This is a genomic window from Rhizobium sp. P38BS-XIX (genome assembly GCF_012641435.1).
Taxonomy (GTDB): Bacteria; Pseudomonadota; Alphaproteobacteria; order Rhizobiales; family Rhizobiaceae; genus Rhizobium.
This window is the reverse complement of sequence record NZ_JABAIJ010000001.1, coordinates 1,518,557-1,534,462: the sequence shown is the minus strand read 5'-3', so window position 1 is coordinate 1,534,462 and position 15,906 is coordinate 1,518,557. Positions and strand designations below refer to the sequence as shown.

At 58.8% G+C, this 15,906-nt stretch carries 17 protein-coding genes and 1 tRNA gene; 13 read left to right on the top strand and 5 right to left on the bottom strand.

What is annotated here, in order from left to right; genetic code table 11:
• Window positions 1-141 precede the first annotated feature (141 nt).
• The 7 genes from rpoD to HGP17_RS07405 all read left to right on the top strand — a co-directional run bounded on the left by rpoD (window position 142) and on the right by HGP17_RS07405 (window position 8,936).
• The gene (rpoD, locus tag HGP17_RS07435) at window positions 142-2,202 is read left to right on the top strand and encodes an RNA polymerase sigma factor RpoD (protein ID WP_168807347.1); all 2,061 of its coding nucleotides are present in this window, start codon (window positions 142-144) and stop codon (window positions 2,200-2,202) included.
• Between the two features lie 91 nt (window positions 2,203-2,293).
• On the top strand, window positions 2,294-3,094 hold the full coding sequence (locus tag HGP17_RS07430) for an APH(3')-II family aminoglycoside O-phosphotransferase (RefSeq protein WP_168807345.1): 801 nt from the start codon (window positions 2,294-2,296) through the stop codon (window positions 3,092-3,094).
• A 236-nt stretch (window positions 3,095-3,330) separates the two neighbouring features.
• Window positions 3,331-4,770, top strand: coding sequence for a DUF930 domain-containing protein (locus HGP17_RS07425; RefSeq protein ID WP_168807343.1), 1,440 nt, complete (start codon window positions 3,331-3,333; stop codon window positions 4,768-4,770).
• 134 nt (window positions 4,771-4,904) lie between these two features.
• Window positions 4,905-5,885, top strand: a complete 981-nt coding sequence (locus tag HGP17_RS07420) for a DMT family transporter (RefSeq protein ID WP_168807341.1) — start codon at window positions 4,905-4,907, stop codon at window positions 5,883-5,885.
• Between the two features lie 107 nt (window positions 5,886-5,992).
• Window positions 5,993-6,799 carry an AraC family transcriptional regulator gene (locus HGP17_RS07415; RefSeq protein ID WP_168807339.1) on the top strand — a complete coding sequence of 269 codons (807 nt, stop codon included), beginning with the start codon at window positions 5,993-5,995 and terminating at the stop codon, window positions 6,797-6,799.
• A gap of 82 nt (window positions 6,800-6,881) precedes the next feature.
• Window positions 6,882-7,574: a phenylalanine--tRNA ligase beta subunit-related protein gene (locus tag HGP17_RS07410; protein ID WP_168807337.1), complete on the top strand. Its 693-nt coding sequence runs from the start codon at window positions 6,882-6,884 to the stop codon at window positions 7,572-7,574.
• Between the two features lie 132 nt (window positions 7,575-7,706).
• Window positions 7,707-8,936 carry an MFS transporter gene (locus HGP17_RS07405; RefSeq protein WP_168807334.1) on the top strand — a complete coding sequence of 410 codons (1,230 nt, stop codon included), beginning with the start codon at window positions 7,707-7,709 and terminating at the stop codon, window positions 8,934-8,936.
• Here the strand turns inward: HGP17_RS07405 and HGP17_RS07400 are convergent.
• The gene (locus tag HGP17_RS07400; RefSeq protein ID WP_168807332.1) at window positions 8,933-9,127 is read right to left on the bottom strand and encodes a hypothetical protein; all 195 of its coding nucleotides are present in this window, start codon (window positions 9,125-9,127) and stop codon (window positions 8,933-8,935) included. The genes HGP17_RS07405 and HGP17_RS07400 overlap by 4 nt on opposite strands.
• A gap of 96 nt (window positions 9,128-9,223) precedes the next feature.
• Here HGP17_RS07400 and HGP17_RS07395 point away from each other — a divergent pair, with 96 nt between their 5' ends.
• A complete protein-coding gene (locus tag HGP17_RS07395) occupies window positions 9,224-10,144 on the top strand; it encodes a LysR substrate-binding domain-containing protein (RefSeq protein WP_168807330.1) in 921 nt (306 codons plus the stop codon).
• A gap of 24 nt (window positions 10,145-10,168) precedes the next feature.
• Here HGP17_RS07395 and HGP17_RS07390 read toward each other — a convergent pair whose 3' ends face one another.
• Window positions 10,169-10,567: a GNAT family N-acetyltransferase gene (locus HGP17_RS07390; RefSeq protein ID WP_168807328.1), complete on the bottom strand. Its 399-nt coding sequence runs from the start codon at window positions 10,565-10,567 to the stop codon at window positions 10,169-10,171.
• A gap of 108 nt (window positions 10,568-10,675) precedes the next feature.
• On the opposite strand from HGP17_RS07390, the gene HGP17_RS07385 reads away from it, so the two are divergent.
• The 4 genes from HGP17_RS07385 to HGP17_RS07370 all read left to right on the top strand — a co-directional run bounded on the left by HGP17_RS07385 (window position 10,676) and on the right by HGP17_RS07370 (window position 12,610).
• Complete coding sequence (locus tag HGP17_RS07385) at window positions 10,676-11,029, top strand: DUF1428 family protein (protein ID WP_168807326.1); 354 nt, start codon at window positions 10,676-10,678, stop codon at window positions 11,027-11,029.
• An 84-nt stretch (window positions 11,030-11,113) separates the two neighbouring features.
• The gene (locus tag HGP17_RS07380) at window positions 11,114-11,539 is read left to right on the top strand and encodes a secondary thiamine-phosphate synthase enzyme YjbQ (protein ID WP_168807324.1); all 426 of its coding nucleotides are present in this window, start codon (window positions 11,114-11,116) and stop codon (window positions 11,537-11,539) included.
• A gap of 169 nt (window positions 11,540-11,708) precedes the next feature.
• Window positions 11,709-12,014 carry a hypothetical protein gene (locus HGP17_RS07375; RefSeq protein WP_168807322.1) on the top strand — a complete coding sequence of 102 codons (306 nt, stop codon included), beginning with the start codon at window positions 11,709-11,711 and terminating at the stop codon, window positions 12,012-12,014.
• 257 nt (window positions 12,015-12,271) lie between these two features.
• The gene (locus tag HGP17_RS07370) at window positions 12,272-12,610 is read left to right on the top strand and encodes a hypothetical protein (protein ID WP_168807320.1); all 339 of its coding nucleotides are present in this window, start codon (window positions 12,272-12,274) and stop codon (window positions 12,608-12,610) included.
• Between the two features lie 127 nt (window positions 12,611-12,737).
• Here HGP17_RS07370 and HGP17_RS07365 read toward each other — a convergent pair whose 3' ends face one another.
• Complete coding sequence (locus HGP17_RS07365; protein ID WP_168807318.1) at window positions 12,738-13,481, bottom strand: SIMPL domain-containing protein; 744 nt, start codon at window positions 13,479-13,481, stop codon at window positions 12,738-12,740.
• A gap of 163 nt (window positions 13,482-13,644) precedes the next feature.
• Here HGP17_RS07365 and HGP17_RS07360 point away from each other — a divergent pair.
• A tRNA-Ile gene (locus tag HGP17_RS07360) sits at window positions 13,645-13,720 on the top strand.
• Between the two features lie 200 nt (window positions 13,721-13,920).
• On the opposite strand, the gene HGP17_RS07355 is transcribed toward HGP17_RS07360, so the two are convergent.
• Together HGP17_RS07355 and HGP17_RS07350 are read right to left on the bottom strand one after the other, a co-directional pair.
• Window positions 13,921-14,139, bottom strand: coding sequence for a hypothetical protein (locus HGP17_RS07355; RefSeq protein WP_168807317.1), 219 nt, complete (start codon window positions 14,137-14,139; stop codon window positions 13,921-13,923).
• Window positions 14,140-14,170: 31 nt separating this feature from the next.
• A complete protein-coding gene (locus HGP17_RS07350; RefSeq protein ID WP_348648892.1) occupies window positions 14,171-15,610 on the bottom strand; it encodes a hypothetical protein in 1,440 nt (479 codons plus the stop codon).
• Between the last annotated feature and the right edge of the window lie 296 nt (window positions 15,611-15,906).

The following is a 15,906-nucleotide window of genomic DNA, read 5'->3' as shown; positions in this document are numbered from 1 at the left end:
GTGATCGTGGTTAATCGGGCATTAAAGATCATTCCGTTAGGTGTTTACCGGTGAGTCGAGGCTGGCGCAGGGCGTGCCGGCTGGATTGAAATGTTCTACCGCGTGTAAGTTTGCAGCGTCAGGGAAAGCGACGATATAGAGATGGCAACCAAGGTCAAAGAGAACGAAGAAGCTGAAGTCGAACGCGACGGCACCTCGGACGGCCCGCTTCTCGATCTTTCCGATGACGCGGTCAAGAAGATGATCAAGGCCGCGAAAAAGCGCGGCTATGTGACGATGGACGAGCTCAACGCCGTCCTGCCGTCCGAAGAAGTGACGTCGGAACAGATCGAAGACACGATGGCGATGTTGTCCGACATGGGCATCAACGTCATTGAAGACGAAGACGTCGAAGAGGCAGGTGCTGCTTCAGGCGACGACGACGATGCCGGCGGCGACGAAGACGGCGAGGGCGGCGAACTGGCTCCGACCAGCGGCTCGGCGCTTGCCACCACCAAGAAGAAAGAGCCGACCGACCGTACGGACGACCCGGTGCGCATGTACCTGCGCGAAATGGGCTCCGTCGAGCTTCTGTCGCGCGAAGGCGAAATCGCGATTGCCAAGCGCATCGAGGCTGGCCGCGAAACCATGATCGGTGGTCTCTGTGAGAGCCCGTTGACGTTCCAGGCGCTGATTATCTGGCGCGACGAACTCAACGAAGGCACCACACTGCTGCGCGAGATCATCGACCTCGAAACCACCTATTCCGGTCCCGAAGCCAAGGCAGCGCCGCAGTTCCAGAGCCCCGAGAAGATCGAGGCCGACCGCAAAGCTGCCGAAGAGAAGGAAAAGGCCCGTCGCGGTCGCGCACCGTCCGGTGACGACGATATCACCAATGTCGGCGGCGAAGGCTTGCCGATCGAGGAAGAGGAAGAGGACGAAGACGAGTCCAGCCTTTCTCTTGCGGCCATGGAAGCCGAGCTTCGTCCGCAGGTCATGCTGACGCTCGATACCATTGCCGAGACCTATAAGAAGCTGCGTAAGCTGCAGGACCAGCAGGTCGAGCAGCGCCTGTCGGCTTCCGGCACGCTGTCTTCGGCACAGGAACGCCGCTACAAGGAACTCAAGGATGAACTGGTCAAGTCGGTCAAGTCTCTGTCGCTGAACCAGAATCGTATCGATGCTCTCGTCGAGCAGCTTTACGACATCAACAAGCGCCTGGTTCAGAACGAAGGCCGCCTGCTGCGTCTTGCCGAATCCTATGGCGTCAAGCGCGACAGCTTCCTGGAACAGTATCAGGGCGCCGAGCTCGATCCGAACTGGATGAAGTCGATCGGTAACCTGGCCGCTCGCGGCTGGAAGGAATTCGCCAAGAGCGAAAACACGACGATCCGCGATATCCGCCAGGAAATTCAGAATCTTGCGACCGAAACCGGTATCTCGATCTCGGAATTCCGCCGCATTGTTCACATGGTGCAGAAGGGCGAGCGCGAAGCGCGCATCGCCAAGAAGGAAATGGTCGAAGCCAACCTGCGCCTCGTCATCTCCATCGCCAAGAAATACACGAACCGCGGCCTGCAGTTCCTCGACCTCATTCAGGAAGGCAATATCGGCCTGATGAAGGCGGTCGATAAGTTCGAATATCGCCGTGGCTACAAGTTCTCGACCTACGCGACGTGGTGGATTCGTCAGGCGATCACCCGTTCGATCGCCGACCAGGCACGTACGATCCGTATTCCGGTGCACATGATCGAAACGATCAACAAGATCGTTCGTACATCGCGCCAGATGCTGCACGAGATCGGCCGCGAACCGACGCCGGAGGAGCTGGCCGAGAAGCTTGCCATGCCGCTCGAAAAAGTGCGCAAGGTTCTGAAGATTGCCAAGGAGCCGATTTCGCTCGAAACGCCTGTTGGTGACGAAGAAGATTCGCATCTCGGCGATTTCATCGAAGACAAGAACGCGCTTCTGCCGATCGACGCCGCCATTCAGGCAAACCTGCGCGAGACGACGACCCGCGTTCTGGCATCGCTGACGCCGCGCGAAGAGCGCGTGCTGCGCATGCGCTTCGGCATTGGTATGAACACCGACCACACGCTCGAAGAAGTCGGCCAGCAGTTCTCGGTTACCCGCGAACGTATTCGCCAGATCGAAGCCAAGGCGCTGCGCAAGCTCAAGCATCCGAGCCGCAGCCGCAAGCTCAGAAGCTTCCTCGACAGCTAAGGCTGCCGAGAGCTTTTAAACGACATCAAGCCCGGTTTGCGAAAGCGAGCCGGGTTTTCCTTTGAAGGCAGATCGGATCAGGGTTTTGGTGATGGCGAGTGAAGCGCAGGCGTCCAACCTATCTTTGCCGGCCTCTTTGCGCGGCCTGCTGGAGGGATATGAGTGGCGGCAGGATGCACTTGGCCGCTCTACGGCCAATGTCTTTCGGCTGGAGGCTGATAACCGCGTTCCTGTGTATCTCAAGACCGAAATTCGTCATCCCCTCGGTGAGCTTTCGGGCGAGGTTGCCAGATTGCGGTGGCTGAACTCTCAGGGAATCAGCTGCCCGACGGTCATCGCCCATGAGATGGACGAGGGGCGTGAATGGTTGCTGATGAGCGCGCTTCCCGGCGCCGACCTCATCAGCGATATCAAATCGTCACCAGCTGAAAAAATTCATTCTCTGGCCAGTGCTTTGCGACAGTTGCACAGCCTCGATGTGTCCGCATGTCCTTTCGATCATCGATTGGACAGCAAGATCGCACAGGCACGGGCACGGATGAATGCCGGGCTCGTGGATGAAGACGATTTTGACGAAGCGAGGCTGGGACGGCCGGCACAGGACCTCTTTCGAGAGCTATTGGAAAGCAGGCCGGAAACTGAGTATCGGGTCGTGACACACGGCGATGCCTGTCTTCCGAACTTTATGATCGATGGAAAATTTTTTAGCGGCTATATTGATTGTGGACGCCTCGGCATTGCCGATCGGCATCAGGATATGGCGCTTGCCTGCGGCAGCATCGAACGCAATTTTGGTGTCGAGCTTGTTCCGGAGTTTCTGATCGCCTACGGAAACTTCGAGCTGCATCCCGAAAAGATGACGTACTACCGGCTACTGGATGAATTCTTTTAGCGGTGGACTTGAGGCGCCAAGGACGGAGCAATCACGCAGGTTTGTTTTTGCGCCATTGCGGATCGCATGGAGGCCTGACAAGTTCGATTTCGACAGATGCCTCTTTCGCGGCGAGATGTCGGATACCATATGTCAGCGGTTTGACGTCTCTTTGAATGTGTTGCCGGCAAGGATCGAATGAATCGATGCGCAATTTCCTCTTGATTGCTTTACCCGTGCGAGCCATCCGCTAAACGATGGAGAAGGTTGCGGAAAAACGGGAAAGGGAGATGAGGCCGGGCTTTGTCCTGTCGGTCCTTCTGCACGTCCTGTTTGTCGCGATCTTCCTATTGCCGCTGCTGCCGGCGCCGCCACAGGCCAAACCCGAGCAAAGCGTCAATGTCGAATTGGTGCCACAGAAGGAAGAAAAGCAGGAGCTGGCGACGAAGGAAAACGAGAAGCCCGATCAGCCTCCGAAGCCGACGCAGAAGCCCGACGAGAAGCCGGCGCAGCAGACGGCCGAGGCCAAGGACGAGCCGCAGCAACCTGAAGGGAAAAAATCGGACCAGCAGCCGCCAAAGCAATCCGATCCCCAGGGCAAAGAGCCAGCGGATAAGCCACCCGCCAAGCCTGACGAGACCAAGACCGACAAACCCGTAGAGAAAGCGGAAGAAAAGCCCGCGCCCAAGCCCGACGATCCAGGCGCCGCCAAGCCTGTCGAAAAGGCGGAAGACAAGCCTTCCGCGACGGAGACGCCTTTTCCTGACATGAAGGGCGAGGACAAGGACGCGAACACGACGCAACAGGCGGACGCTGTGGAGCAGGCGAACGACAACGCCGCCGAACAGCAGGCGGCAGAGGCGCAGGCTCAAGCCGCCGCACAAGCGGCTGCTCAGGCTCAAGCGGCGCAAGAGGCCCAGCAAGCCCAGCAACAGGCCGATGCGAAGGATCAGCAGACCAATGCTGCTCAACCGCCGGCCAGCGATGCCACCAACAAAGCCAGTTCAACCGCACCAGATGTTCTCGCAACAAACGAGCCTTCAGACTCGCAGATTGAGCAACCACAGGCCCCGTCGACCGATCCCAATGATCCAGAAGGGCAACAGGCGGCACAAGCACCGTCAGTCGACCCGCCGCAGCAATCTCCAAAGGGTGAAGATAAAATCGAAGCCCAGGTAGCGCCCAAGATCGCCGTTCCGTCAGTGAAGCCGTCTCCGTCGCAGCAAAATGCTGAAAGTCAGTCCCCGTCGGGAAATCAGGGTAATCCGGCAGAGGGCACGGCATTGGTAACAGAACCGCAGCCGCCCAAATCGGTCGCACCAAAAAGAGCCATCCAAGCCAAGAAGCTTTATTCGAGTGCCGAGATGGCGCGCCTTTCCAAGAGTGAATACGATGCCTGGAAAAAGCTGCCGAGACGCCAGCGTGTCGCATATCTTTGCAATTCGGAGGAAAAACTTCAGTATCGCAACGATTTACGAGCGGTCGGTTATGTTAACTCTGCTTTGTCTCAAGCGATGGTTTCCGATGCCACACTATTTGGTGACGGCGTTGCAGTGCAGACGCCCAGCGGCTGGCAGAGAGTTGCGTTCACATGCGAAGTGGACGGCGATGCGCTGAAGGTCAACGCTTTTTCCTATACAAACAGAGGCCACCTCTCGCCGAGCCAGGTCGATAAGTTGGGCTTTCTTGGGAATTGATCCTGTGCTCGCCGACAGCGGCCGCCTGAAATAATAGTTTATTCTCATCCCAATCGAAAATCGGCTCGTTTCATCATACAATTGCCTGTATCTGACTGATTCAGTGTCCTTCCATCGCACGTTTTACGATTCCCATGTCCTCGATCACAGCCGATTCCAGTTCCGCGGCCGCTGGCCGCTCCGCCCTGCGCGGAGTCCTCGTGGCCTTCGCGTCCTATGCCGTCTTTGCCTTCAGCGATGCGTCGATCAAGATCCTGCATGGAGGCTTGCCGTCCTATCAGGTCGCTTTCATCGGCGCATTGTTCGGCTTTGCCGCCGTCCCATTCCTGAAGCGGCGGGAAGATGCCTGGCTTGACACGGTGAAGACGACAAACCGGCCCATGTGGCTGTTGCGCTTCGTCTGCGGCGCGACGGGCACGATCTGCTCCGTCATTGCCTTTACGAAGCTGCCGATGGCGGAAGCCTTTGCTTTGCTCTTTCTGCTGCCGTCGTTTGTGACGATCCTGTCGGTGATCTTCCTCAAGGAAGACGTGCGCTGGCAGCGATGGACGGCTGTCATTCTCGGTTTCATCGGCGTGCTCGTGGTCCTGCGTCCAGGTTTTCGCGAGCTTTCGATCGGCCATCTCGCGGCCGCTATAGGTGGCTTTGCGTCGGCGATTTCCATTGTCATCAACCGCGCGCTCGGCGCGAAGGAAAAGCGTATCTCGCTCTATGGCGCCGGCCTGTTCGGCACGTTGATTTTCAGTGGCTTCCTCATGCTCTCGGAGGTCACGATGCCGACCCCGACGCAGTGGATCTTTCTGGCGAGCTATGGGCTGCTCGGCGCGCTCGGCAACGTGTTGCTGATGAATGCGGCGCATATGGCGCCGGCCAATCTGGTCGCGCCACCACAATACAGCCAGATGATCTGGGCGATCATCTTCGGTTATCTGCTGTTTAACGACAGCATCGATACGCCTATGGCGCTCGGCATCATACTCATCATCTTTTCGGGATTGTTGACGCTGGCGCGGGAGCGCAGGCGCGGCACGCCGCTGCCGGCCGCCGTTGCCGGCAATACACAGGCCGCGGTGGCGATGACACAGGAAGAGCCTTCTGACGCGCCACGGAATTGAGGCAGGCCTGGTTGACGATCACCGGGCGTTGCCAGGCGCGATTGCGACAAGATAAGCTTCTCCGATACGCTTGAATGAGGACCACCGTTTCGGGGAAGGCGTTGCGCATGCGCTCTGGCAAATTCCGGATATTTCGCTCCGCCGTTCCGGGCGTCGAGGCTGTCTTCGCTGAGACGGATCATAGTTTTCCCAAGCACACGCATGATCAATTCGGCATCGGCCTGATCCAGTCCGGTGCTCAGTCATCTCTCAGCGGGCGGGGCATAGTGACGGCCAAAGCCGGCGATGTGATCAGCGTCAACCCCAACGAGGTACATGACGGCATGCCGATCGGCGACAGCCGTTCGTGGTCAATGCTGTATTTCGATCCGCGGCTGATCGCCGATCTGTTGGCGGATATCGCGGAGGGCGGCGGCGGCGGGGCAGAATTTCCGTCGCCCGTCATCCGCAACAATCAGGTGGCGAAGAGCTTCAGGAGCTTGTTTCCGCTTCTGCTCGATACATGCGAACAGAGTTGCGCACTGCTGTGCCAGGAGCGCCTCTTAACTCTGATTGCAGCGATAATGCGTGAAGGGACGCGCCCCCCACGTGGGGTTAAGGTCCCGGCGGTCATTCGTCGGGCACGCGAGCTGATCGATGATGATCCTTCGGTGCCTCTCACGCTCGCCGAGCTTGCCAGTGTCTGCGGGTTAAGCCAATTTCAGTTTTTGCGCGCGTTTCATAAAGCGACGGGGCTGACACCGCATGCTTATCTCCTCCAGCGCCGTATCCAGAAGGCGAGGCGGTTGATTGCGAAGGGCACGCCATTGGCCGAGGCCGCCGCCGGCAGCGGTTTTGCCGATCAAAGCCATATGACCAGGCTGTTTGTTCGCAATTACGGCGTGTCGCCCGGCAGCTATGCGGCTTCCTGCTGAATTTCCTGCAATTTCCTTCAAGACCGCAGCGTGATGGCAGGGTTTTCTGGAACGCCAGATAAGCCGCAAAGAAGGAGAGAACATGCAGTTTAGCCATTCGAATGAAATGTGGAGCGCGTTTCCAGAATTGGTCGCCGGCGCGCTGCTCGTCGACGGTATTCACGCCGATGTTGTCGTGGCGGATCGGATCAGCCGGTATCATCAGCTGGCTGCGGAACGATTGGCTCACGGTCCTGAAGGCGAAATGCCGGAAATTCAGGCGTGGCGTCGCGCTTTCTCAAAGATGGGCCTGAAGCCGACGCAATATCGCTGTGCTTCGGAGGCGCTATTGCGTCGCTTTCGCCAGGAGGCCGCTCTGCCTGAGCTTCATCCGCTCGTCGATCTCTGCAATGCCATCTCGATCGCGTTCGCCATCCCGATTGCGGTGTTCGACCTTGCGAAGATTTCGGGCGATCTGGAGGTGCGTCGCGCCGGCGGCGATGAAACCTATCTGACCTTTTCCGGCGAGACGGAACATCCGGAGCGTGGTGAAGTGATCTTTTCCGACGCAGCAGGTCAGGCGCACGCCCGGCGCTGGACCAATCGGCAAAGCGGCCTTTCTGCCGTGCGGGAGAAAACGCGATCTGTTCTGATCGTGGCGGAAGCCATGCACGATTCCGCCGGCGCAGATGTCGCGCGGCTGATTGATACCGTGGCGGCGGAGCTGCCAGCCACCTGGTCGACGGAAGCACGAAAGGCAATTCTCAGCCGCTCATCACCGCGATTTGATCTTTAGTGCCGGGCGAACGTCTGGCGGAGGCAGAAACGAGGTTGACAACCGTCGTGTTCAGGCAGAGCAGGGGCAATAGAGTTTCAGAGCGTTGAGAAAGCATGTCTCCAGCCCCGCGCCGGAAGACGAAGAAAGCCCATGGATACCCTGCAGAATCTCGATCGGCCCAGCGTGCTCGGTCATCCCGGATACCGGTCCTTCGTAGCATCGCGCGTTTTCTCTTCGATAGGCTTTCAGTCGGTCACCGTCGCCATGGGCTGGATGATCTACGAGCAAAGCCACCGCGCCGTCTATCTGGGGCTCGTTGGTCTCTTCCAGTTCGTGCCCATGGTCATCCTGACCTTCGTCGTCGGCCATGTCGCGGATCGTTTCGATCGACGCCGCATCGGTCTTGCCTGCCAACTGGTGGAGGCTCTGACGGCCCTGGTACTCGCCGTGGCCGTATGGCGGCAGTGGATTGGGCCGGCGGGTATATTGGTTGCGGTCTCTGTCATGGGGGCGGCAACCGCATTCGAACGCCCGACAATGGCGGCACTGCTGCCGAACATCGTGCCCTCATCGCTGCTGCAGGTTGCCATCGCCACCTCGACTTCGATGATGCAGACTGCCTTCATCATCGGCCCATCGCTTGGCGGCCTGCTCTATGGTTTCGATCCGGTCGTGCCGTTCGCCGTCTCGGCCGTGCTCTATGTGATTGCGAGCATCAACGTCATCTCGATCCGCGTCGAGCGTCAGCAGCCGACATCGCGCGAGCCGATGACGCTGAGTTCCGTGTTTGCCGGTGTTTCCTTCATCAGGAGCAGGCCGATCATGCTCGGTACCATCTCGCTCGATCTCTTTGCCGTTCTGCTCGGCGGCGCAACCGCACTGCTGCCCATCTTTGCGCATGATATCCTGCACGCGGGTCCCTGGGGGCTCGGCCTGCTTCGCGCGGCACCGGCCATCGGCGCACTGGTCATGTCCATCTGGCTGGCGCGGCGACCTTTGCAGACCGGTGTCGGCAAGAAGATGCTGTTTGCGGTGTTGATTTTCGGGATTGCCACCGTGGTGTTCGCGCTTTCCAGCAACATTGTCCTTTCCGTGGCCGCTCTGTTTGTCGTCGGTGCGTCGGATACGGTGAGCGTGGTGGTGCGCAGCTCGCTTGTGCAGCTCTTGACGCCGGATGCGATGCGCGGCCGTGTCAACGCCGTGAACTCGCTGTTTATCGGCACGTCGAATCAACTCGGTGAGTTCGAGTCCGGTATGTTGGCGAGTCTTCTCGGACCGGTCCTGACCGGCATCGTCGGCGGTGTCGGCACTATCGTGGTCGTGCTGTTGTGGATGCGGATCTTTCCTGATTTGACCAAGGTCAAGACGCTGAAAGGTTAGCCGTTTCGGCAATGCCGCTTCGCTACCGCGTCATCGGTCAATCCGATGTCACGCCGCAGATGTTCGCTCGCCGCGTCCAACTGATTGAGCTTGTCCTGCTTTGCCGCCGTATTCCGGTGATGGCAGTGCAGCGATGCGATCAACCGCATTGCAAAGCTGAAAGCCGTGCTCCATGCATGATGTTTTCTCATCTGTCAGGTCCCCCATAACTTTCGAAACAAGACAGATGCGCCTGAAAAGATGCGGTGTATAATGAGGCTTCCCGCAATCCATCATGCAGGATTTTCATGGGTAAGAGGCCGCTTCCACCCCTGTCGGTATTGCAGGCATTCTGCGCCATCGCCGAGACTGGTGGCTTTGGTCGCGCGGCCGAGCGGATCGGGCAGACCCAGACGGCAGTCAGCCATCAGCTCGCACAGCTGGAAGGTTGGATCGGCGGCCGGCTGTTCGATCGCGGCCGCCACGGCGCACGACTGACTGCCTTGGGAGCCCGTCTCCACCCTGCGATCTCCGGGACGATTTCGGAGCTGGAGGCGGCTCTGTATCAGGCGCGCGCAAGCAATTTGACGCGGCACGTCGCGGTGTCCGTCTCGCCAGAGTTCTCAAGCCAATGGCTGGCGTCGCGCCTGCCGGATTTCTGTCAGCGGTATCCCGATATCGAGTTGAAGATGGCTGTCGGTTACCATCGTCCAGATTTCCAATCTGGGTCGGCGGATCTGGCGATTTGGCTTGGGCGCGCCGAAGCGGGATTGGTGCATGAGGAGCTGCTGACCGATGAGGAGTTCGTCGTCAGCTCGCCCGGTCTTTCAAAACAACTACCGCCGCGCAACGCCAGAAAGGCGGCGCGCCTGCTGCGCTATGCAGGGATGCGGCATACGATACTGGATTGGCAGCGCTGGTACGAACAAATCACCGTCGAAGGCGAGCGAGATCCAGATTTCGATATCGTCCAGGCCGTCGAGGATAGCGAGGTATTCGGCTCCTTCACGGACATGCTGGACGCTTGCCGACAGGGGCGGGGCTTTGCCCTCGTTCGCAGCTCGCTGGTTGCCGGGGATATCGCCAAGGGAAGACTGGTGCGCTGTTTCGTCGAAGTTCAGCCGGCAGCCGTAAGCTACAATTTGCTCTATCTTCCGAATGCCCTGCAAAATCCAGCGGCCGCGTTGTTTCGCAACTGGCTGCTCTCGCAGGCGCGCGAACCCTTGTGATCCCAGCTGGACGGTCGCAATCGGTCAGTCGCGCAAGCGCAGCAATCCAGCCTCGGTGTGAGAGAAGCCGAGGTTACGATAGAAGCCCGTAAGATGCGGTTCGAAATCGACATGCAGCCATTTGGCGCCGCGGTCGCGAGCGAGAGATGTTGCTCGTTTGACGAGGTGGGTCGCAATGCCCTGACGACGGAAATCGGGGTCGACGCAGGTATCGAGAATGAAGGCGTGAATGCCGCCATCCCAGGCAACGTTGACGAAGCCTATGAGCCGCATGCCGTCAAAGGCTCCCACATGGGCAAGGCTGCGCGACAGGATCGCCGAATAATCCCGCCAGGAATCGTCGTTCCAGGCACGCGCCCCAAGTGTGTTCAGGCTGGCGTTCGTCGGATGTGGGTCATCTCGATATTCTATGCTAGTGTTCATTCTCGCAGACATGCCCCCATGCACAGCCAAAGGTGATCGACGGCCTATGCCCGACATCGCCGTGGTCGATCATGTTTTAGATGTCAGTATAAAACAGAGGAGGCGGAAATGTCCTATGTCGATGGTTTTATCGTCGCTGTGCCCAAAGCGAAGTTGGATGCCTATCAGGCTCTGGCCCGCAAGGCTTGCGAGGTCTGGATGGAGCATGGTGCGCTCAGCTACGTCGAGGCGGTCGGAGACGACGTACCCTATGGCGAATTGACGTCCTTTCCACGGGCTGTGCAGGCGACAGAGGACGAGGTCGTGGTGTTTGCATGGATTACCTACGAGTCCCGGGAAAGCAGGGATGACATCGTCAAGAAGGTCATGGCGGATCCTCGCTTGGACGGCAGCATGGAGGACATGCCTTTCGACGGCAAGCGGATGATCTATGGTGGTTTCAGCATGATCGTCGAAGCTTGAGGCTGCCGGCGGGCGCGCTTGACAAGCCGTTCGCGGCAGCGGAGGTCATGAGGATCACGACGATATCAAGATGTGAGAGATGCCATGCCGCAGACGACCGTCACCCTGTCCACTCATGGGCAGGGACTTTATGAGTTTACCGATCAGGCGGCGCATTTCGTCCGTGCGAAGGCGGAGGGCGGGGAGGGACTTTTGACCGTCTTCGTTCGTCACACATCCTGCTCGCTGCTGATCCAGGAAAATGCCGATCCCGATGTGAAGACCGATCTCAACGGATTTTTCAGTCGGCTGGTGCCTCCGTCTTCCGATCCGTCCATGCGCTGGATCGTGCATACCATGGAGGGGCCGGATGACATGCCCGCGCATATCAAGGCGGCGCTGACGCAGGTCTCGATCGGCATTCCAGTCACGAACGGCCGCCTGGCTCTGGGGACCTGGCAAGGCCTCTATCTGTTCGAACATCGAGACCGTCCGCATCGGCGCGAAATCGTCCTGCATCTTTCCGCCTGATCCTTGCGCCGGTTTCGTCAACTGGTTGTTAACCGCCATGAATACAATCTGAATGGCAAGTTCGTGTTCGGTTCAGCTTGGCTGACCTAACGTGCCCTCAATCCCAAAGGCATGCGCCATAAACGGGGATTGCAACAACCCGAAGCAAGGATTCAAAGGAGAAACACCCATGACCACTCTTTTCGCCAAGGCAGGTATTGCGGCTCTCATTGCGCTCGGCGCCATTTCCACGACAGCTGTAACGGCATCGGCGAATGATTTTCATCCGGGCATTCAGCAGGCGCGCTACGATCATTATCGCGGCCGCTCGTGCTCGCCGGTTCTGGCTGTTCAGAAAGCGCGTGAGATGGGTCTGCGCCGCGCTCGCATCGACAATATCACGCCGCGCCGCGTCGTCGTCGAAGGTTTTGGCCGCCGCGGCCCCGATCGTGTCTTCTTTGCCAACGTTCGCGGTTGCCCGCTGATCCGCCGCTAATGGTGTGAACGGGGCACCCCGGTTTTCCACATCTATCCGATAGAATGCGAAGCCGCCTCGGAATTGCGAGGCGGCTTTATTTTTGTGCTGTGCTATTATCGGTCATCTGGCACCACCTTGACGTTCATTGTACTTGAATAGCGGATGAATGGATGATTCTGAGCTCGTTCAGTATCGCGCCATTATCTCTCGAGCACGCGTCCAACGCACGTTGCCGTGTCGTGAGAGGGAAGCCTGTTTGCTCCATGGAGACTAAGATGAAACAATTGCTGGCAAAATTGGGGGTCGCCACCGCTATCGCAATGACTGCGTTGTCGGGCACGGCGGATTTTGCTTCCGCTCAAGGGCTGGATATCTATGTCGGTCCCGGTCATCATCGGCCGCCGCCGCCGGATTATCGCGCCCCGCCGCCGCGCTTCGAGCGTCGTGGCTGCGATCCGCGTCAGGCTATGGATGTTGCACGCAGCTATGGCCTGCGTCGCGCTCGTGTCGTCGATGTCACGCCCCGCCGTGTTATCGTCGATGGTTTCGGCCGCCGTGGTCCCGATACGATGATGTTTGCGAATGTTCGCGGCTGCCCATTGCTTGGCCGCTAGAACGAAATGCGGGCGCATATAGCGCCCGCCGTTCACTTCCTGACCTTCCAGCCTTCTTTGGCGGGGGCCGCGGAACCGCCCTTTGTTCGATTCCATGAATCTGAGCGAAGGGCGGTTTTGTTTTTGGCTACTGTTGGATGGCGTAGGTGATGCTGACCGAGGCGTTGTATTCGTTCTCACCGGTTGCGACGGGAACAGCCTTGTCCATCGGCGCCGCTGCCGCCATGGCACGCATATAGGGCTGCGGCGGAGCGGCGACGTTGCCTTCGTGGATGGAGATGATGCGGCCAAGCTTGACGCCTGCCGCTTCCGTCAGCGTCTTTGCCTTGGCGGCGGCATCGGCAACGGCGTTCTTGCGTGCGTCTTCCAGCACCGCGTCCGGCTTGTCATTGGTAAACTGAATGTCCCCGCCCTGATTGATGCCGAGCTTGATGGCCTGGTCAAGCAGACCGCCCAGCTTCGTCAGATCGCGCACGCGGACGGTGAGGCCATTCGAAACCTGGTAGCCGTTCAGAACCGGCGGCTGGCCGTGGCCGTCCTTGTCGTTGGGATAGGTATATTGCGGCTGGATGGAGAAACCCGACGTCTGCAAATCACGCTGAGCTATGCCGCTGTCCTTGAGCGTCGCCAGTACGGCGCCCATGGCCTTGTTGTTCTGGTCGAGCGCATCCTGAGCCGTCTTCGCCTGCTGGACGACGGAGAGTGTCACGACGGCCATGTCCGGCGCGATGGCCGCATGTCCCTCACCGGTGACCGTGATAACCGATTCGCGCGGCTTGGCGTCTTCAGCGAAAGCTCCGGCCGCAGGCACGAAGAAAGTGGTGCTGACAAGAGCGGCAAGAGCAAAATCTCTGTTTTTCGTCAGTAGCATGGTTCGTTCCTTGGTTGATAATCCCTCGGCTTCGCTTTTGCTAATTGATTGTGAAGGTATTACGGCAGTCCCTTGTCGGAAAAGAGAAATTGGGTTAGAGCCAAGTCGGCTTCCGGGGAACCATTGCTTCGGAGCTGCGAGCGCGGGATTTTCTCTCGTGCCGGGGCCTGTAGCTCAATGGTTAGAGCCGGCGGCTCATAACCGCTTGGTTGGGGGTTCGAGTCCCTCCGGGCCCACCATTCTCCATCCACAGCAAGATTGTTGGTTCAGACAGCTTGATCAAGCCAGCGGCGATCGGCAATTTTCTGTCCGCCTGGGCCGTCCGAAATGCGTCCCGATAGAGATTTTTTGCTGTAGGCATCAGCGACTTGGCTGCATGAGTCACCAGGCAATGAGGAGGTGACGAATATCTCGACACCTCCTCGTGCATCGTCCGAGATCAGCCGTCGAAGTGACCGGAATATGCGGAGTCTGCCGATTTTACGGTGACGGCGACGTTGACGCCTTTGGTCACGGTGGCGCCTGCGGCGCGGAGGTTGACGATCGGCTGCAGGCTTGCGTCGGCCGAATTGGTGAGAGGTGCTGCGGTTCCGGCATCGAGATCGACGACCCAGAGGCCTTCTTCGCCGGTAATTCCTAGAATAACTACGCGTGCCATGCGTTTTTCCTTTTTTCCAATGGTTTGCTGGTTAAAATCCTGCCTTCTTCAAACCTTCTCTGTACATATCCTTATGCCACTGTTCCTTGACGGGAACGATGGCAAGCCACCTGTCGACATCGAAGTCAGGATTGGTTTCGCGGGTTCTGCGCACGAAGAAGCGCGCTTTCTCGCTGTCGCCGAGCATCGCCCAGCTGGCGGCGGACAACCTGTCCGCCAAGCTGCTGTCGGCCATCTTTTCAATATAGTCCACCGTCTGGCCGAACTGGCCGAGCGCGTAGCTGGCGCCGGCGGCGGTCCAAAGATAGGAATCCGGGCTTAGAGGGTTCAGCTCCATGGCGTGGGTGATCTTTTCCAGCGCCAGCTGCGGGCGTGAGCAGTGCGTTAGCGTGTCCGCGTGGTCGGCGATGACATCAGCATAGTGCGGGCTCAAGGTTTCGGCGAGTTCCAGTGCCTCGACGCTTTCGTCGATGGCCCCCTGCAGCACCTTGGCGACGCCGAGCTCCCTATAGCCGTCGGCCAGATCATCGCGGATGGCGATCGCCTGCGAAGCAAAGGCTTCGGCCGACTTCAGAAGTTCGATGTCACCGCGTGCCGTCAGCAGCCATTCCTTGGAATAGGTGCGGGCGATGGCGCTGAGCGCCGGCGCAAAATCAGCGCTCTCGCGTAGTGCCGCTTTCATTTCCTTGCGGGCGCGGCGCATGTTCGGCAACGTCAGCCGGTGAAGATGCTGCTGGCCGACCAGATATTGGTGATAGGCCGCAGGATTTTGCTCGAAATAGGTGCGCGTCAGCTCATGCTGCTCCACCTGTCCGGCGACTTCCAGAACGATATGCCGGGAGATGTCGCGCTTGTTGCGCGCAAGGTCCATCTTGCGAAAGTTGAAACGCTCCGCCCAGACGACCTCGCTGTTCGACAGATAGATAAGCTGCGAAAACAGCGAGAGATCGTCCTGATGTCCGCTTAACCGCGTGTCCAGGACGTAATTGATGTCATAGCGCTGCAAAAGGGCCAGCTGGTTTTCGCTTTGGCGGCTGATCTGCATGGCAGAATAGGGCGCGATGACGCGAAGGCTGTTCAACGCGCAAAAGCCGAGAGTGATATCCTCGATGAGCGAGGAGGCCACCATGGCCGCGGCGGCATCGGAGCTGTCATTGCCAGGCGGCAGCAAGGCGACGCGCGGGATGCGTAACACGGAGTGCGCCGTCTCGTGTTCCGGGCTTGCGTTTCCGAGTGAATGGTCCGCAGCGTTCGCCATCGGCGCGCGTGGCGACGCAGGCAATTTTGCAGGCCAGGACGAAACCAGATCCTTGCGTCGCTCGAACAGGCGCTTCAGTTGATCCCTGCCGTCTTCCGCGTCGAAGACCTTGAGCAAAATGGCGTGAATGCTCTCATCTTGCGGCTCGGCTTCAAAAAGAAGCAACGCTGCCTCTTTGATGAAGGCAATTTCGGCAGCCGGTTGCGGCTGCATGACTGCGTCAAGTGCGCGGCGCAGCGCCGTAAAATGCCGCTTTCGTTCATTTTCCCGCCAGTCGACGAAAACGCGGCTTTGGCAATTCGCATTCTCGAGAAACGTCGATCGCAACAGGGTCGTGAGGTAGCCGAGGCTTTCCGCCGGTGCCGCAATCGGCGTGAGGATTGGAGCAATGTCGCTGGATAGCGAGCCTTGGATCAGATGGATGTCCGCGTCGTCGAAGGTTAGAAATTCGGCTTTCAGATCCGATTGTCTGCTTTTGATCCGGGAAATAAGTTTTCGTAAATTTGCCA

What these genes read in the sequence shown, in the direction of transcription:
- rpoD (WP_168807347.1), top strand. Translation starts at nt 142, where the DNA reads ATGGCAACCAAGGTCAAAGAGAACGAAGAAGCTGAAGTCGAACGCGAC.
- HGP17_RS07430 (WP_168807345.1), top strand. Translation starts at nt 2,294, where the DNA reads ATGGCGAGTGAAGCGCAGGCGTCCAACCTATCTTTGCCGGCCTCTTTG.
- HGP17_RS07425 (WP_168807343.1), top strand. Translation starts at nt 3,331, where the DNA reads ATGGAGAAGGTTGCGGAAAAACGGGAAAGGGAGATGAGGCCGGGCTTT.
- HGP17_RS07420 (WP_168807341.1), top strand. Translation starts at nt 4,905, where the DNA reads ATGTCCTCGATCACAGCCGATTCCAGTTCCGCGGCCGCTGGCCGCTCC.
- HGP17_RS07415 (WP_168807339.1), top strand. Translation starts at nt 5,993, where the DNA reads ATGCGCTCTGGCAAATTCCGGATATTTCGCTCCGCCGTTCCGGGCGTC.
- HGP17_RS07410 (WP_168807337.1), top strand. Translation starts at nt 6,882, where the DNA reads ATGCAGTTTAGCCATTCGAATGAAATGTGGAGCGCGTTTCCAGAATTG.
- HGP17_RS07405 (WP_168807334.1), top strand. Translation starts at nt 7,707, where the DNA reads ATGGATACCCTGCAGAATCTCGATCGGCCCAGCGTGCTCGGTCATCCC.
- HGP17_RS07400 (WP_168807332.1), bottom strand. Translation starts at nt 9,127, where the DNA reads ATGAGAAAACATCATGCATGGAGCACGGCTTTCAGCTTTGCAATGCGG.
- HGP17_RS07395 (WP_168807330.1), top strand. Translation starts at nt 9,224, where the DNA reads ATGGGTAAGAGGCCGCTTCCACCCCTGTCGGTATTGCAGGCATTCTGC.
- HGP17_RS07390 (WP_168807328.1), bottom strand. Translation starts at nt 10,567, where the DNA reads ATGAACACTAGCATAGAATATCGAGATGACCCACATCCGACGAACGCC.
- HGP17_RS07385 (WP_168807326.1), top strand. Translation starts at nt 10,676, where the DNA reads ATGTCCTATGTCGATGGTTTTATCGTCGCTGTGCCCAAAGCGAAGTTG.
- HGP17_RS07380 (WP_168807324.1), top strand. Translation starts at nt 11,114, where the DNA reads ATGCCGCAGACGACCGTCACCCTGTCCACTCATGGGCAGGGACTTTAT.
- HGP17_RS07375 (WP_168807322.1), top strand. Translation starts at nt 11,709, where the DNA reads ATGACCACTCTTTTCGCCAAGGCAGGTATTGCGGCTCTCATTGCGCTC.
- HGP17_RS07370 (WP_168807320.1), top strand. Translation starts at nt 12,272, where the DNA reads ATGAAACAATTGCTGGCAAAATTGGGGGTCGCCACCGCTATCGCAATG.
- HGP17_RS07365 (WP_168807318.1), bottom strand. Translation starts at nt 13,481, where the DNA reads ATGCTACTGACGAAAAACAGAGATTTTGCTCTTGCCGCTCTTGTCAGC.
- HGP17_RS07355 (WP_168807317.1), bottom strand. Translation starts at nt 14,139, where the DNA reads ATGGCACGCGTAGTTATTCTAGGAATTACCGGCGAAGAAGGCCTCTGG.
- HGP17_RS07350 (WP_348648892.1), bottom strand. Translation starts at nt 15,610, where the DNA reads ATGCAGCCGCAACCGGCTGCCGAAATTGCCTTCATCAAAGAGGCAGCG.